Raw genomic sequence first — 17,196 nt, forward strand, 5'->3', positions numbered from 1 at the left:
ATTCTTCCGGCTTTGCTGTGAAAAAGAGCGGTTTTCTCCACCATAGTCTTCATATGCGAATGGAAGTTACAGCGATTGTGTAAGTGTAGATAATCTTATCAGCTATGGCTATGAAAAATAGGATTTTTAATAACTGAATATGGAATAATGTAAAGTAAAAGAGCCCTCATAGAGGCTACTTCCATTATTCCTTTTCTTTTCTCAACTTTCCATACAGATAGGCATCTTCTTTCTTTATTATCCACTCATCTAGCCACAAACTTGCACGTACAACTATAACACCCACTATGATTATATCTATACTAACTACCAGAGCAGCAAATACTAATAAGTCCATAGAACTTAATTCGCTCTTACTTTATAAGGTAATAAGTAGAGTTAATTTAACTCCCCCTTTCAGGTAACCAACTCATTAATATGAAAAGAGCTTCTCTTTAACTTTTTCCTTCAGTAGATTTGTCTCCTTTTTGCACAAGTTTCAGGGAATATCGCATGTGCATTTCTGTCAACCTATACCCTGTATTAGGATAAGCCCCTGTGCTATTGGGTAATCTTTTATCGGGACTATTCATACTTCAAGGCTTTTACCGGATTAGTCTTCGCTGCTTTTAAAGTCTGGAAACTAATGGTGAGCATAGCAATAACTATTACCAATACACTGGGCAGCACCAGCAGCCAGAGTTTCACTTCAATGTGGTATTCATAATTCTGCAACCAGCGGCTTATACTCCAGTAAGCAAGTGGCCAGGCTACAACAGATGCTATTACAATTAACTTTAAAAAATCTTTTGATAGAATCAGGAAGATACTGCTTACTGAAGCACCAAGTACTTTTCGTACGCCAATTTCTTTCGTACGCCCGATAACTGTAAAAGAGATCAAACCGAATAATCCCATACAGGCCACAAGTATAGCTAATGCTGAAAAGAAAGTAATCAGATAGCCAAACTGCCTATCAGCTTTATATTGTTCATCGAATGAGTCATCCAGAAAAAACGACTCTAACGGGTTTCCCGGAAATATTCGCTTCCAGCTGTCTTCAATTTGTGCCAGGGTCTGGCTAAGGTTGTGGGTATCTACTTTCAGGGAATAAAATCGCTTGGTGGCAGGCCGGAAGGCATAAATAATTGGGTCGTGTTTATATTGCAGAGATTTCTGATGATAATCCTTTAATACACCTCTTACTTCCTGGGTTTGGCCCAGAATAGGAATCACAATCCGCTTACCTATGGCTTCTTCTGCACTAGCAAAACCCAGGTTACGGGCAGCTGTTTCATTTAATAACACGCCTCCTCCATTGGGCTTTTCAAAGTTTTTGCCGGCTACCAGTTGAAGTTCATAGGCAGGCACATAGTCAGCATCTATTTCTACCATACTGTAGATAACAGCACTTTCTTGGTTAGCCCCCTTTCGGTGTATGCCTTCCTGGTTCCAGTCGAAGTCTTTACCAGGTACAGTATTAGAAGCAGTTACACTTTTAATTCCTTTGTTGGTCTGCAGTTCATTCTTAAATACTTCCCATTTACTCCTATAAGTTTGGTAATCTCCGGCTATAATGGGCGCTTGAATCACTAGGGTCTGGGAAATATTTACCCCTAAGTCAGTACTGCGCATATAACTAATCTGGTGGTAGGCCGCTAGCGTTCCACCAATGAGCAGAATAGAGATGGAAAACTGAAACACAACCAAACCTTTGCGCAACATAGCCCCTTTGGAGGCACCAGTAAACTTGCCTTTCAGGACGGCAATCGGTTGGAAAGACGATAAGCTTAAAGCCGGTTATACACCAGAGAGTATGGCACCCAGAATAAATACCATTGCTAACATTCCCCAAAATTCCGGTCCATACTGCCAGATGGACGGAATGGCTTTACCGGTAAAACGCTTATAATAGGGCAAGGCCAGTTGTACCGTTGTAATGGCCACTACAAAAGCAATTGCACTGATAAGGATGGCATCCAGCAAAAACTGCTTAATTAACTGCATACGGCTGGCTCCTACTACTTTGCGGATACCTACTTCTTTGGCTCTCTCCATTGCCCTTGCAGTTGACAGATTAATATAATTGATATAACCGATACCTAAAATAAATAGGGCAATAATTGACAGATACACAATTGTTTTGCCTGTTTCTGATAATGTACTTACTCCGGTGACCAGGTTGATATGCGCATGTGTATGAATCTGCAGCACCGGTTTTAGAAAGTTTTTCACCTCAAGCCCTGCCTTTGCCATACCTTTAGAGGTATATTTTTTACCCAACAAGTTGAGCTTGGTTTGCACAGTAGCCGGGTCTGCCCAAGGGTGTAAGTGTACAAAGGTGATAAAATTGGTCCACTCCCAGGGGTCATTCCTGTAAAAGTTTAACTGCGTAATTTCGTGATTGGACAACAGAAAGTCGAATTTTATATTCTTCTTATCATGCACATCTTCCGTCAGAGCAGTATTAGCCGGTACATCGGCGAATATGCCTTTTACCATATACAGGTGTTTACCGCCTAAATCATGAATCGTTAGGGTTTTGCCAATAGGGTCTTGTTCCCTAAAATATTTTTTTGCAGTTGATTCGGATATAATTAGACTGTTATGTTCACCGAGTACGGCATTCTTATCTCCTTTTAGTAAGGGAAAAGTGAACATTTGCAGGAAAGAAGCATCTACATAATACAGATTATGTTCTTTGTAGTTGTGGTTTTCATACGAAACAATGGTTTCTCCATAAGCAGGGTGCAAACGGCAAAAGTCTGCCACTTCGGATAGATCCTCTTTCAAAGCGGGTCCATGAGCAAGGGCTGTCTGGTTGCCTTCATTTAGTTTTTCTCCGTTCTTCTCCGTTATCCGGTCGATACGGTAGAGGTACTGGCCTTGTTCATGAAAAGAATCGTAGCTTTTTTCGAAATAGACATATTGCCATATCAGCAGGAAAGCCGACATACTAATGGCAAGGCCCGAAATGGTAATAGCCGAGAAAACTTTGTGACGAAGCAGATTACGATAGGCTATGATAAGATAGTTTACAAGCATGAGGAGAAAGATTGAAAAATAATACCTGTCAAGTTATTGTCTGTAAAGTAATCTATAATGATGCCAGTTGTATACTATTCAATTTATCAGGCATTTACAAAATTTCATCAGTCTTTTTCAGCATTTCACTGATTCATAGTGAAACAGTTACTTGTTTCATTTTGGCACAATCTCATACCTTATCTACCCTTGTCATTACAAGAATAGAAAGAAGAGGAGAAAGACATCTTTGTTTTAAACATAGAATCCTGTAACAGTATCTCCATTTATAGGCCAGATCATAAACAGGATATATATCTACCCTTTAATTCAAATTTTAAGTAAGTTGCTAATACAAGGGAATAAAAAGGGCTTAGTAGTCATAGAACCAAAGCTTTCATGTTTGTAAGAGTGAAATGATAATAACAAAAGTTAATATTATTAGGCATAGGGAAGAAACATTGGTAAGCTTAATACTTTTCCTATGAGTTCATGATAAGGAGTTTCAAGAAAGGGGAATAATTCTTAACCTAGACATATGTTCTAAAACATAATCATAGCTTTTTATTTTCAGAAAAAAATATTTACCAACAGGGGTTTACTTTCCAGCATTGCCTCCATAAAAAGCAAAATTCAACAATATCAGTAACGTGCGCACGAAAGGTATTTTGAATGGTTTATTCAATATTTTTCAATCTTAATTTTTTTACACACAATGGAAAATTTAAATCAAATTGGCTTAGTAGAATTAAATTCTAATGAATTGCAAGAAATCGAAGGTGGATTGATCCCATTAATCATCGCATTAGCTGCATTTGATGCTTGCTTGTGGGGATACATTGCATTAAACTAATTTTTAAACTGCCAAATGCCACCTTTAGCGTAGCCATTTGTTTATTGATACATGAAGTAAGGAGAGAAAACGCTCCTTACTTTTTTTTAAACAAAAAATACAAATTTATACATCAAGGAGGCAGATTTTCTACCTCCTTCTTAGTTTAACAAACCATACGCATCCTAATTTTTCCAAACATATGTCAATTTAAAAGATATTTATAAAGAGCGATTGTTGTCTGTAGCTACCTATCCTCTCATAACTCTTTTAGATAACAGAAATTTCAAAAACAGTTGAGTTGCTTTCTTGAATATGCAGAATCAAATTTATCCTCCTCAGATTATTGAGAATAGTGCTGAAACCTATATCGCCGAAATTTCTACCAGAAGCCAGATCATTTATTCCTCTATTTTACTTTCCATCCTTTGTATTATTGTTGCCCTGCCTTTTATTACAGTAGATGTGTCTATGCAAAGTCCGGGAATTATCCGGCCAACGGCTGAGAAAAATGAGGTAAAATCTTTATTATCCGGTAAGGTACAAGAGGTATTTGTAAAAGATAATCAGAACATTGCTCAAGGACAGCCTTTGTTAATGGTTGGATCAGAAACCCTGGATAGCAAACTCAAACTCAATGGGGAACTACAACTCGAAAAACAGACCTATATCCAGGATTTGCAAAAACTAGTAAGGATAGATACCGCCTCCATCTTTCAGGTAAAAGGGATTTCTTCTGCCCTGTACCGCCAGCAATATAACCAGTTCCTCTACCGCCTTTCGGAGAGCAGTCAGACTAAAAACAGAAAAGCAAAGGAATTACTTATTGATAAAAAACTATATGACGAGAAAGTGATCGCCCAGCGGGAATACGAAAACAAAGTGTTTGAATATGAGAATGCGCTTGCTTATTATCTGTCGGCCATTCAGGGACAGCTGAGCGGGTGGCAATCGGACCTAACTGCTAATACCCGACTGCTTTCAGAACTACAAGCAGAAGAAAAACAACTCCTGAAAGAAAAAGAACTTTGTACCATTAAATCACCTGTTGCAGGCACTTTGCAGCAATTTTATGGTATTTCCCCTGGAAGTACTATTCACAGTAACCAGGTGCTTGGAATCGTTTCACCAGATTCTGATATACTAGTAGAATGCTACATTCCTCCCAAAGATATAGGTTTTATCAAACAAGATATGAAGGTCTATTTTCAGGTAGATGCCTTTAATTATAATGAATGGGGATTGGTGTCGGGAAAAGTAATGCAGGTAGCCTCCGATATAGAAATGATTAACGATCAGCCGGTGTTTAAAATAAAATGTAAACTGGATAAAGATTTCCTCCAGTTGAAAAATGGCTATCAGGGAAAATTAAAAAAAGGCATGACGGTACGGGCCAGATATATTCTTACCGAAAGAAGCTTATACCAGCTTATTTTTGATCAGGCCAATGACTGGATCAATCCACTCGTTGCTTCCCAATCCTAAATTTCTCTCCTTCCCATCAGATTATCCAATGAAAAACATAGTAAAAATAAAGCAGCATGACATTACCGATTGTGGTGCTGCTTGTCTTACCTCTATTGCGGCACATTATAAACTCCGGCTCCCCATTGCCAGAGTCCGGCAATACACTTCAACCGATACCAAAGGAACCAATGTATTAGGGCTTGTTCAGGCAGCTACCGGGCTGGGATTTACGGCAAAAGGGGTAAAAGGTACTTTTGAGAGCCTGTTCAAAATTCCTACTCCTGCCATCGCACATGTAGTGATGCAAGGGGGCTTACACCATTTTGTGGTGATCTATGGGGTTACCAAACAATATATAATTGTCATGGACCCGGCCGATGGAAAAAAACATAATCTGCTGCATGAGGAGTTTAAGAAACAATGGTCAGGGGTGCTGGTCATTTTAATGCCGGGTTCTGATTTTAAAAAAGGCAATGAGAAAAAAACTATCTTCTCCCGCTTTTATTCTCTGATACGTCCCCATAAAAGTATACTTATACAGGCATTGGTCGGAGCGCTGATCTATACGGTACTGGGGCTTTCTACGTCTTTGTATGTACAGAAGATTGTAGACCATGTGCTCCCTAGTGGCAACTATAATCTGATGAACCTGATGGGGGTACTCATGATTGTTTTGTTACTGATACAGGTTTTCATCGGATCATTTAAGGGAATTTTCGCTTTAAAAACCGGTCAGCAGATTGACGCAGGGTTGATTCTTGGCTATTATAAACACCTGCTGACATTGCCTCAACATTTTTTTGATACCAGGCGCACCGGAGAAATTATTTCACGGGTGAATGATGCGGTAAAAATCCGTTTCTTTATCAATGATGTAGCCCTGAATCTGATCGTGAATGTGTGTATTGTGGTTTTTTCCTTTGCGCTGATGTTTTCCTATTACTGGAAGCTGGCCTTAATTACCCTGTGTGTGCTGCCGCTCTATACCCTGGTGTATTTTATAGTTAATGCTATTAACCGCAAGCAGCAACGCAAAGTGATGGAGCATACCGCAGAACTCGAATCACAGTTAGTAGAGTCAATAAATGCGGCAGGTACCATCAAAAGATTTGGTGTAGAATCCTATGCCAACCTGAAAACAGAAACCAAGTTTATTGCTTTGCTAAGAAATGTATATGGCTCTAATCTGAACAGCTTGTTTGCTTCCCAGGCTTCTGAATTCATTTCCAGGCTGTTTACCATTATTCTGCTCTGGGCAGGTGCTTTCTTTGTCCTGGAAAACCTATTAACAGCCGGTGAATTATTATCTTTTTATGCCTTGCTTGGCTATCTGACCGGACCAGCGACTTCATTAATAGGCATGAATAAAACCATTCAGGAAGCCCTCATAGCCGCTGACCGGCTGTTTGAGATCATGGACCTGGAAAGAGAGGAAAGGGAAAATAAAATAGAGATGACCCCGGAGATGAGTGGCGATATTCAATTTAGTGATGTTTGCTTCCGCTATGGTTCCAGGGCTGCTATTTTTGAAAATCTCACCCTTAGCATTCCAGCAGGAAAAGTGACTGCGATTGTGGGAGAAAGTGGTTCAGGAAAATCAACGCTGATGTCCTTGCTGCAGAACATGTATCCGCTTACCGGAGGAAACATTAGTATTGCCAACCATTCTATTAAACACATCAGCCACCAGAGTTTAAGAAAAATAGTAAGTGTGGTTCCCCAAAAGGTTGATTTGTTCTCAGGCACGGTTATCGAAAATATTGCAGTAGGTGTTTTTCAGCCGGATATGAAACGGATTTTAAGAATTTGCCATGATCTGGGTATTACCCAATTTGTAGAAAAACTACCTAATGGATTTCTTTCTCAATTGGGAGAGAATGGAGCTAACTTATCAGGAGGCCAGAGACAAAGAATAGCCATTGCCAGAGCCTTATACCGGGAGCCGGAAATACTGATTATGGATGAAGCCACTTCATCCTTAGATACCCTTTCAGAAAAGTATGTTCAGAAAACCATTGAGAAATTAAGGGCTGCCCACAAAACCGTTATTATTATTTCGCACCGCTTGAGCAGCATCATGCATGCTGATAAGATTATTGTATTGGAGTCTGGCAAAGTAACAGAGGAAGGAACACATCAACAGTTAAAGCTGTATGGAAAAAAATATTCCAGTCTATGGGCTGAGCAGTTTCCAGCCGAAGAGAAAGCTATTTTCAATATGCTTACTTCATAAAGCGAGTAGAATAATATTGCTAGACTCTGTTGAGTCTAGACATCAAATAACTATATTTTGAAGCTTTTGATCTCTCCTCAATAAATCAGGCACATTAGAAGTATCAAGAAAGGGGAAGTTTGCGTTACTTCTCTATAGGATCAGTGTTGCTATATGAAAAAATTAACACTATAACTGCAATCCATTTGTCCTTCCATGCATGCTTCTCTTTTTTTGACTACTATTCTGTAATTCGCCCAATACGTAAAAATAACAGTACAAATCACAATAGTGAAAAACATAAATGCCTTCCCAGTACTATAAATGCACTAGTAAAGCATTATACACTGCCTTAGTTTCCATTACTTATAGTATCCAGTATCGGCATTTTTATACCCTACAATAAAATGGATTTCACTATCCGACAACATTTCCTACCAAATTATAGTTAACTTTTTTTGACCTTAAAAAGATAAACTTATCCAATCAGGAGTAACAAACAAGACATTAAATGTTCACCATTTGTTCTTTTCAAACTTACTCCATGGATAATCTCTGAATTAAATTTTAAATAAAACCAGCTTCATGCAATGAAAGAAAAAAATAAAATTAACAGACGTCAAGTAATCGGTGGCCTAGGTATGAGCTTAGCCTCTGTAGTGGTTCCACCAGTGTTTGCTGCTTCAACAGCTGATCAATCCACTCCATTAGGTGCATCATCCCTAATAGATCCTACCACTAGCTATCCAAAACCTCCTTTCAAAGGTCAATCCCAACCCTGGCCGGGGCTTGCCTCTAAAATGGATCCTGTGCCTGATCATGGAGAGAAAAGCTATAAAGGCTCCGGCCGGTTGATGGGACGTAAGGCTTTGATCACCGGTGGGGATTCCGGAATGGGACGTGCGGCCGCTATTGCCTATGCCAGGGAAGGAGCGGATGTAGCTATTAATTATATGCCCGATGAGGAGCCGGATGCACGAGAAGTAGTTGCCTTGATAAAGGCAGCCGGACGAAAGGCCATTGCCATTCCTGGAGATATCCGGGAAGAAGCTTTTTGTCAAAGACTAGTAGCAGAAGCCGTTAAGGGACTAGGAGGCCTAGATATTTTGGTAAGTAATGCGGCAAGGCAGCAAGCTAAGCAGTCAATTCTTGATATTTCCACCGAAGAGTTTGATGCGACTATGAAAACCAATATTTATGCTCCTTTTTGGATCATTAAAGCAGCCATGCCCCACCTAAAGCCAGGGGCAGTTATCATTGGTACTACTTCTGAGCAAGCCACTGATCCCTCAGCCGATCTATACGATTATGCCCAAACTAAAGCAGCTACCACTAATTATGTCAGATCCCTTGCCAAACAGCTAGCCCCAAAAGGGATTCGTGTCAATGGTGTAGCCCCCGGACCTATCTGGACTCCTTTGCAAGTAAGTGGCGGAGCCACACAGGAAAAGCTTAAAGGCTTTGGAGGGGACACCCCACTAGGCAGGCCTGGTCAGCCGGTAGAACTAGCTTCTATTTATGTACAACTTGCCGACAGTGATGCAAGCTATGCCATAGGGCAAATCTATGGAGCTACCGGCGGCGGTGGTCAACCTTAATAAAAGGTGTTGGGAAAAAATTTTGTCAGGCAGCTTACTGTATAAACATATGCTGATAAGAAATTTATAGGAGCAGTCTGTAGATACAGAAAGGGGGTAAATTAATTCCCCCTTTGCTATTACCTACGGGAGTAACTCAATTACTGCTATAACCGGCAAATGGTCGGAGGCATATGTTTCACTAATTACCTGATGGGTTTTTATCCTGAACTTACTTCTAGGTCTAAAGGCAATAAAATCGATGGCTTTGTTTGGATGCTCTACTGGAATAGTGGGAGGACAATCCTGGCAGGTTCTTGTAAAATGGGTATCCAATTGACGGATTACTGTTGAGCCAGGAGGGGCATTGAAATCTCCTGCTAGCACAAAGGGCAGCTTTTCCGAAGAGGCAATAGCCTCGATCTGTTTGATTTGTAACTGACGGTTCATGGAGTCTTTCTGTGCATCCAGGTGAGTACTACCAAAGCGTATTTGTAGACCATCAGGTAAAGTAACTTTAGCCGTAGCTATAATTCTGGGTTCTCCTTTGGTTGCCGGCTGAGTAGGCAAGGGATATACTTTTTCTTCTGATAAAGGGTATTTAGAAAGAATAGCTACCCCATACTCCCCTCCTCCATAGTCAATGGCTTTTCCAAAGTAGTAGTACATTTGTAACTTCTTTGCAATCTCTTCTGCTTGGTTATAAGCACCTGACCTGTCCGTATAAACGTCCACTTCCTGTAAGGCCACTAGATCTGGGTTCTGTGTGCCAATAGTATGGGTAATAGCAGCCATATCGATCATACCAGGTTTTGAAGGAGGATTACAATGATGAATATTGTAGGCCATTACCCGAATTATTTGTTCTGGTAGGCTATCTGCAAACCTGTTACTGACAGAAATTGTTTTTGTAGGTGAAATCCGGGTAGAACAAGAGATTACTATCAAAGCAACCCCTATTACTAGAGATATAAGTATAAATTTGAGTATGTGTATCATAGCTACCATTGCTAGTTTTAGCCTAAATTAGAACTACATTTAAGTGGTGTCAAGGATACTGATCACAAATAATTTCCAAGGTGTGTACATTCTGTTGCGGAAAAAGTAAGGATGTTTTTCATAGAGCAGGTTAATAGCTGGTGAATTCCCAATTGATTTTAAAGATAACACGAGAGTTGTATAAGGTAGTTGTGTTCCAAGAAAGTGGAGTTAAAATAACCCCCCTTTCTTGATACTAAACATATAGCGTGAATGATCACCTCAGTAATTGGATTGGTACTTTACTCCTTGTGGGTACGTAATACTGCGGCTACCGATTTGTAGGTGAGTGTTATGCATCGAGTTAGCCCCCTTATCCACAATATTATTATCCAATTAATAAATAATCTATACTAGAAATGTTATATTGAGCTACTCTCAAGCTTAGCTTTCAGGCTAATCGTACAAGAGGGACATAAAGATGACTATAATGTTCATTGAAACTGAAAACTTAAGACTTGTTGAAGCTGACATTGACATTTTAAAAAGCGGCCTTGAAGGTAATGACCAACTGTCCAACAAATTGGGGGTAAGCCTTGCAGACAATTGGACAGAGTTTGGAGTTGGAGCTATTCAATATTCTCTTGAGAGGCTTTTAGAAAGCAAGGATGAAAGCGGGTGGTGGACGTATTTTCCTATCCATAAAAGGGATAATACCCTCATCGGCAGTGGAGGATATAAAGGCAAACCTACAGAAGAGGGAACCGTGGAAGTAGGCTATGAAATTGCACCCCAATACAGGAACAAAGGACTTGCCACGGAAATGACAAAAGGGCTTATTGCAAATGCTTTTAAGCATGCAAACGTGAGCGTAATCCTTGCCTATACGTTGGGGCAAGAGAACCCATCCACCAAAGTATTGACTAAATGCGGCTTTCAAAAAATAGCAGAGATAAATGACCCTGAGGATGGACTGCTATGGAAATGGGAGCTGAGACGAGCTGAATAAATAAAAGAAGTGCTGACCGCTACCCCTCTGACCATCATATAGCTCTTGTTGATAATCGTTTACAGCAAAGCAGGCAGGCACGTAGAAAGTTTTAAAGCATTTTAGCTAATTAAAATAATTGAAATGAATTGAATGCAACTCTCAAATAGTCTTTCCTATCATGAGAATATATTGGCTTTTTGCATATATCATCCTTGCAGGCTGTAATCCAAAAAACACATCTGACCAATCGGCTCTGATGGCTGACGCTGTCCCTATATCTAATCCCCTGGCAGCCATGCCTAATTCGGTTACAACGTATATAAACGCAGCCCTGGATACCATGCAGCAGGGGTCTATTCGCAAATCCCATGTTGATTGGCCACTGATAAGAAAAATTGCTTTTGAAAAAGCAAAAGGAGCTACTACTTACCGTCAAACGTATCCTGCGATAGAGCATGCCCTGAAAGCCTTAGGAGACCACCATAGTTTTTTGATCACCCCTGAACAACACCAGCAGTGGCTTGGAAAGGGAAATAAAAGCGATCCTATTCAGAAGCCTCTACTTTCTGAAGGAATGATGTTAGATAATAAATTTGCTTTCCTTACAGTAAATACCTTTACTTCAGGGGATTCCTTGCAGATGCAAACCTATGCCTCCACCTTACAGGCAAAGATCAGAGAGCTAGATACTCAAAATCCCCTTGGATGGATTATTGACTTATCCTATAACTCAGGAGGCAATATGTGGCCAATGCTGGCAGGTATCGGGCCATTGGTAGGGGAAGGAGTGCTAGGCAGTTTTCTGGCAGCCGATGGTACACGCACAACCTGGAGTTATGAGCATGGAGAGGTAAAAGCAGGCAATGAGCTAGTACTAAAAGTAGCAAACCCATACACAGTAAAAGACAAACTTGTGCCAATTGCCATCTTAGTGGGTGAGAGAACCGCAAGTTCCGGAGAAGCTATTGTCATCTCTTTTATGGGTAGAGCCAATACCAGGGTTATTGGCAGCCCCACAGCGGGGTTGTCGACAGCTAATCAAAACATTACCTTACTAGACGGCGCACAGTTGATATTAACCACGGCTGTTTTTGCAGACCGAAGGGGTACAATCTATGGAAAAAGGATTACACCCCATGCTGATTTATCTAAGAAATGGTATTTTATCTATGGCTTTTACCAACACGTAATGAGAACAGAGGCCAAAGATTGGATAACGAGTTTAAAAAATCCTTAGTTACATGAATTACCCCTTTGCTGAAACTTCATATATGTGGATACTAGATTGCTCTGTTTTCAGCCTCCACTTTTTGAGGGAGGTCCAGTATCCTACCATTACTAATTTCCGGATCATATTGACTAATAAAATCCTCCTTAACCACCTTTGCTCAAAGCTCGCTTGAACTTGAATGGAGTGAAAATTACTAAGTAATAACCTAACTCAGGCCAAGCAGACCGTAGATAAAAATGAGCAAGAGATCGAATAGTTAGTTGAAACCGTATAATAGTTAGCTGGGCAGCGAAGCTATTTTGAAGCTACCAGGTTATATTCTACATAATATATGGGTGATTGTAGAAAAGAGGCGATAGCACTTTCACCTTTTATCGCTTAAGTAGAACCCAACGACCCGGTTTATGGCAAAGAAGCTCTTTTCTTCACTGCGGTTACGATTACCGCATTATATTGTTTTAGCAGGGATCGCCTCCTTGTTGGGTATTGCTCTTGCAGGGTTAAAACAACCTGCTTGCTGGTCAGTATATTACCCAGGCATTGGTACAGGATCTTCTCCCCGGCTGACTGACTTAAATGGCGATGGAATCCTGGATGTGGTGATGGGAGCAGGGGCAGAAGAAAATCAACGTACTGATGTAGCGGTGATGGCCATTGATGGAAAAGATGGTCAACTCCTCTGGAAGAAAGCCGGCCGGAATCAAATGGTGGGGTCAGCACTCTTCCAGGATATTACTAAGGATCACATACCAGATGTGTTTATTGGCGGGAGAACAGCTGAACTAATGGCCTTGGATGGTCGGAATGGAAAGTTGATCTGGGAATTTTTTCCACAAGGCGATACAGTGAATGCTGCCCGGCAGGGATGGTATAATTTTTACACCCCTCAATGGGTGCCTGACCAGGATAAAGACGGTGTAATGGATCTGTTAATTGCTAATGGAGGCGATAATCAGATTGCCCCTTTTGATACTAATCGCCCAGCAGGCAGGTTACTGGTGTTGAGCGGCCGCACTGGAAAGGTACTAGCCCAGGCCACTATGCCTGATGGAAAAGAAACCTATATGTCAGCCATCTGCGCAAATCTTTCAGTGAAGGGCAATACCACGATCGTTTTTGGCACAGGAGGTGAAACCATTGGTGGCCATCTTTTTCGGACTACTTTGCAGGAATTGATGCAGGGAGACTTATCTCAAGCTACCCTGCTGGCTAGTAGTGAGCAGAAAGGATTCATCGCACCACCGGTTTTTGCCGATATCAATAGGGATGGTGTATACGATATTCTGGCTAACGAGGTAGAAGGCCGTCTGATTGCCATCAATGGAGCAGATAATACCCTCCTTTGGGAGAAAGCTATTCCAGGCACTGAAGCCTACTCCACACCGACCATTGGCTACTTTAACGGTGATTCTATCCCAGACTTCTTTATTAACTATGGCATTGGGGTTTGGCCGGGAATTGAATATTCTGTGCAATGCATGCTCGATGGCAGAACCGGAGGGGAAGAATTCCGTGATACAATTGGTGCTTTCCAGTACGCCTCGGCAGTAGTAGTGGATTACAATACCGATGGGTACGATGAGGTATTGCTTCCCGTGAATGAGCAAAGGGGGGATACTGTTTCTAATAGTTATCTGGTAATGATTGATTTCAGGGAGGGTAAAAAAATTCCGGTCGGTGATACCTTACCGGGCATTAATCTAGCCTCTACGCCTTGGATTGGAGATCTGGATCAGGATCAGAAAGCAGATATTGTATATAGTTCAGTAAACTTTTCTTTGCGCAACAATGACCTTACTCATCCCATTGGCCTGCGAATAACCTGTTTGAAAACTCAGATAGCGATGCCTAAAATTCTTGCTTGGGGGCATATATGGGCAGTGAATATACAGGCATTTTTAATACATTACCCACTCTGCCACCAAGGAGCTCCTCTGATCTGGATAGTGAATAGTTTTCCCGATCTACTCCCGCTTTTCTGCTCTGGTTACCATAGGCTAGTGTTTTTTATCAACTATCTGGAGCTATATGCTATCTACCTTTATCTCTGTTTAGAGCCTGTTTTAAAGTTATTTTTTAAGAAGGTTCATTTCGAACCACCCTTCACGGGTTTATAGGACATCCAATCCACCTCCAATTCATAAGTGTTTAGCGGTTTTTCAAGAGAAAGCGGATTAGTTTCAACCGACCAGTCCTTGGTATGCCAGAAATTCATTCTGTAACGGGTGCGATGTTGAGGGATGCCCTTTGTAGATCCCTTATACTCCCACAATACGATTGTCTCACCTGTCTTAGGATGAAGCATCCACCAGCGGATTCTATCTGGATACCAATCAAAACCATAGGTGTAAAATTGTGCAGAAGCGTCATAGTTTTCAATGGCTGCAATAGTCTCCGGCTTATTTTGCATACCGGTTAAAGGGGTTCTTACCCCATTATGATCCTCCCGGTAGTGGGTGTCATAAATCTCTCCTTTGGCCAAATTAATGGTTCTGCCTATTCTTTTCAGCTTTCCATTCTGACCTGTCCAGGTGCCTATATAAATGATGGTGGGATCAGCCAGGAGCCATTCAAAGTCAATCTCACTGAGTCCAGGCAGAGAATCTACATGGTAGGTAAAATAGCCAACTACTGCTCCCACATTGGGCTGAATGGCGCCTACCTTAGGAACTTTTAACCGTGCCGAATAGGTGCCAAAATGGGTAAACTCTTTTGAAATAATTTCCGGTCCCCGTCCTGCGCCAGCACTATCTGCAGGATCAATTCTAAAGGAAAGAATTTTAGAGTTTGCCTCTGCTGAAGAAGTAACCCCTTGCTTATATTTAAATGGGCTTTTGTTGCCGGTAGAGCCATTTGTGAAGTAACTAGAGGTAGAATCAGTAAAATGCTCGATAAACGATGAATGATATTTCTGCGTTTGGGAATGAACAAGAAAAGGAATAGAAAATATAAAGGCTACTAAAAAGAGTTGCTTCATAGATGCAAGCTATTGAATGTAGGAATGAATTTACAAAAAATATGGAAGAACTATCAAAAGCGAGTACGGTAACAAAGGGGTGGACTACCCTATTATTTATCATTTATTTAATTGCCTTGTTCTACATTTTGCTACTAAAGTTAGGGTACGGTTCTCTTATATGGGGGATGGAATAACAAACTTTATTCCCTTTAGTGAATTAAATTAACTTCCCCTTTCGCTTTACTCATAAAAAGTACCTTTGCAACTTATGTAAAAAAATAAAGTGAAAAACTGTAAGAGAATGTTTTGAAATATTATTCGGTTTTTCTTTTGAGCAGAGTATCAATAAAGGCTAATTGTAGCATGGCTTCCGAACTTTCTGTGCTTTTTTCAAAATCACGGCTCAACCTACGCTTAAAATTGAGCCATCCGTAGCTACGTTCCACTACCCAACGGCCCCCTGCCGGGACAAAGCCTTTCACGCTTTCAGGCTTTTGTACAATTTCTACACTCCATCCATATTGTTTTTTCACTTCTTCCACAAAAGTCTCTGTGTAGCCATTATCTGCTTTCAGGGTATGCAGGCGGGCGGACTTGCCCTTCAACTTAGCTGCTAACTCATATCCTGCTGTGGTGTCTGATATATTAGCAGCTGTAATATGCACCGCCCAGGGGATACCTAAACAGTCCACAGGCAGATGTCTTTTTCTGCCATTCACTTTTTTATTGCCATCTATGCCTTTATCCTGACTGGTAAATTGTATAATCTTAACACTTTGGCTATCAATGGCCAACACGCTTGGCAGGGCTTGTCTGCCTGCTTTTTTTCTTTCTCTGCCTGCTAAAAAAGCTAACAACTCTTCAATAATGCCCCGCTTTTTCCACTGCCTGAAATGATAGTAAATGGTTTGCCAGGGTGGGTACTTACTTTCCATATTGCGCCATTGGCTGCCCGTAGTTAGCAGCCAAAGCAGTGCATTGATTATCACCCGTTTTTCATGTTTAATCTTTCTTTGGTTATCAATTATTTCCTTGATAACTTCCCATTCAGGGTCAGTGAGCGCAGAGAATTTTTCTTGCATAAACTTGATGATTAGACACCTCAAGTTTACTCACTGATTCTTTCTTTTACCCTATTTTTATTCTTCCAAAACGTTCTCTAAGACTTCTTTGTAACTTTTATTTGAGTGGTGCGTATAAGTAATCATTAAGTCTAGAATAGATTTAGCAATAAACTATTCAAACTTTGTAAGGATTAAAGGAAAATCGGAAAGGAGCTTAGGCTATGAAAGATTTCTTTTAATCCTTTCTTTTTTACTTCCCTTTATAAGCTACATGTCCTAGCTTATCTACTCTATGCTACACACAAGCATTATCTTTAAAAAGTGATAAAACTACCTTTCACTCTGACATTTTTATTCATTTTATCTACGTATATTTATATAATAAATAAACTCTCCTTACCAAATATAGATAAACATGGAATTACCTACTTTAATACTACATCCGGCCTTATTTATGGTGGGTTGATTTGCTTTTGTCACCCTAGGATTAAAAATCTATACGATGACCAAAACCGTTAAACAGTAGCGTATATAGCCATTAATGGAAAAACTTCCGCCTAAGCTAGCCCGTTTTACCAACACACTACACCAAATGTTAATTGAAAAACTAATACAACCCTTCAGTAATAAACCTTTCTCCCAACAAAGAGAAATAGTATTTAATATTATTGATCTTCTATCTGAGGTTTCACCTGCTAATTTACAAGCAGATTTGCAGGATTTAAAAGCCAATATGGATTTTTGAAAATCTGCTGTTTTTGTAACACTCGACAAAATGTATACGCGGGTACTGTGGTTCAATAAAGAGGGCCTCGACGCTGGAACCATGCATGAGATACTGAGTGCAAAAATTGAACAATTATCCACTCGCTCCCATCATAA

General features: G+C 40.5%; 14 protein-coding genes. 8 read left to right on the forward strand and 6 right to left on the reverse strand.

The features are described 5' to 3' along the window. Positions 1-184 precede the first annotated feature (184 nt). From GXP67_RS00505 to GXP67_RS00515, 3 genes are all read right to left on the reverse strand, one after another. The gene (locus GXP67_RS00505) at positions 185-337 is read right to left on the reverse strand and encodes a hypothetical protein (RefSeq protein WP_162441346.1); all 153 of its coding nucleotides are present in this window, start codon (positions 335-337) and stop codon (positions 185-187) included. A 227-nt stretch (positions 338-564) separates the two neighbouring features. Continuing rightward, the gene (locus GXP67_RS00510; protein WP_162441347.1) at positions 565-1,704 is read right to left on the reverse strand and encodes an ABC transporter permease; all 1,140 of its coding nucleotides are present in this window, start codon (positions 1,702-1,704) and stop codon (positions 565-567) included. Positions 1,705-1,779: 75 nt separating this feature from the next. Continuing rightward, entirely contained in the window at positions 1,780-3,024 is a 1,245-nt protein-coding gene (locus GXP67_RS00515) for an ABC transporter permease (RefSeq protein ID WP_162441348.1), read from the reverse strand. Positions 3,025-3,718: 694 nt separating this feature from the next. Between GXP67_RS00515 and GXP67_RS00520 the strand changes: the two genes are divergently transcribed. From GXP67_RS00520 to GXP67_RS00535, 4 genes are all read left to right on the forward strand, one after another. Continuing rightward, positions 3,719-3,856 (forward strand): class IIb bacteriocin, lactobin A/cerein 7B family, encoded by a 138-nt coding sequence (locus tag GXP67_RS00520; protein ID WP_162441349.1) that lies wholly within the window; start codon positions 3,719-3,721, stop codon positions 3,854-3,856. A gap of 294 nt (positions 3,857-4,150) precedes the next feature. Further along, positions 4,151-5,320 (forward strand): HlyD family secretion protein, encoded by a 1,170-nt coding sequence (locus GXP67_RS00525; RefSeq protein ID WP_162441350.1) that lies wholly within the window; start codon positions 4,151-4,153, stop codon positions 5,318-5,320. A 28-nt stretch (positions 5,321-5,348) separates the two neighbouring features. Beyond that, a complete protein-coding gene (locus GXP67_RS00530; RefSeq protein WP_162441351.1) occupies positions 5,349-7,535 on the forward strand; it encodes a peptidase domain-containing ABC transporter in 2,187 nt (728 codons plus the stop codon). Between the two features lie 569 nt (positions 7,536-8,104). Continuing rightward, a complete protein-coding gene (locus GXP67_RS00535) occupies positions 8,105-9,112 on the forward strand; it encodes an SDR family oxidoreductase (protein ID WP_162441352.1) in 1,008 nt (335 codons plus the stop codon). A 123-nt stretch (positions 9,113-9,235) separates the two neighbouring features. Here the strand turns inward: GXP67_RS00535 and GXP67_RS00540 are convergent, their stop codons facing one another. Next, positions 9,236-9,940: an endonuclease/exonuclease/phosphatase family protein gene (locus tag GXP67_RS00540; protein WP_162441353.1), complete on the reverse strand. Its 705-nt coding sequence runs from the start codon at positions 9,938-9,940 to the stop codon at positions 9,236-9,238. A 610-nt stretch (positions 9,941-10,550) separates the two neighbouring features. Between GXP67_RS00540 and GXP67_RS00545 the strand changes: the two genes are divergently transcribed. The 3 genes from GXP67_RS00545 to GXP67_RS00555 all read left to right on the forward strand — a co-directional run bounded on the left by GXP67_RS00545 (position 10,551) and on the right by GXP67_RS00555 (position 14,408). Beyond that, a complete protein-coding gene (locus GXP67_RS00545; RefSeq protein ID WP_162441354.1) occupies positions 10,551-11,078 on the forward strand; it encodes a GNAT family N-acetyltransferase in 528 nt (175 codons plus the stop codon). Between the two features lie 160 nt (positions 11,079-11,238). Continuing rightward, positions 11,239-12,297, forward strand: a complete 1,059-nt coding sequence (locus GXP67_RS00550) for a S41 family peptidase (protein ID WP_162441355.1) — start codon at positions 11,239-11,241, stop codon at positions 12,295-12,297. A 398-nt stretch (positions 12,298-12,695) separates the two neighbouring features. Continuing rightward, a complete protein-coding gene (locus tag GXP67_RS00555) occupies positions 12,696-14,408 on the forward strand; it encodes an outer membrane protein assembly factor BamB family protein (RefSeq protein ID WP_162441356.1) in 1,713 nt (570 codons plus the stop codon). Here GXP67_RS00555 and GXP67_RS00560 read toward each other — a convergent pair. Next, positions 14,378-15,268, reverse strand: a complete 891-nt coding sequence (locus GXP67_RS00560) for a glycoside hydrolase family 16 protein (protein ID WP_162441357.1) — start codon at positions 15,266-15,268, stop codon at positions 14,378-14,380. The two genes, GXP67_RS00555 and GXP67_RS00560, sit on opposite strands and share 31 nt — an antisense overlap. A 296-nt stretch (positions 15,269-15,564) precedes the next feature. Further along, entirely contained in the window at positions 15,565-16,332 is a 768-nt protein-coding gene (locus tag GXP67_RS00565) for an IS5 family transposase (protein ID WP_162441358.1), read from the reverse strand. A 523-nt stretch (positions 16,333-16,855) separates the two neighbouring features. Between GXP67_RS00565 and GXP67_RS00570 the strand changes: the two genes are divergently transcribed. Further along, positions 16,856-17,059, forward strand: coding sequence for a hypothetical protein (locus tag GXP67_RS00570; RefSeq protein ID WP_162441359.1), 204 nt, complete (start codon positions 16,856-16,858; stop codon positions 17,057-17,059). Positions 17,060-17,196 lie beyond the last annotated feature (137 nt).

It is taken from the genome of Rhodocytophaga rosea (assembly GCF_010119975.1).
GTDB classification, from domain to species: domain Bacteria; phylum Bacteroidota; class Bacteroidia; order Cytophagales; family 172606-1; genus Rhodocytophaga; species Rhodocytophaga rosea.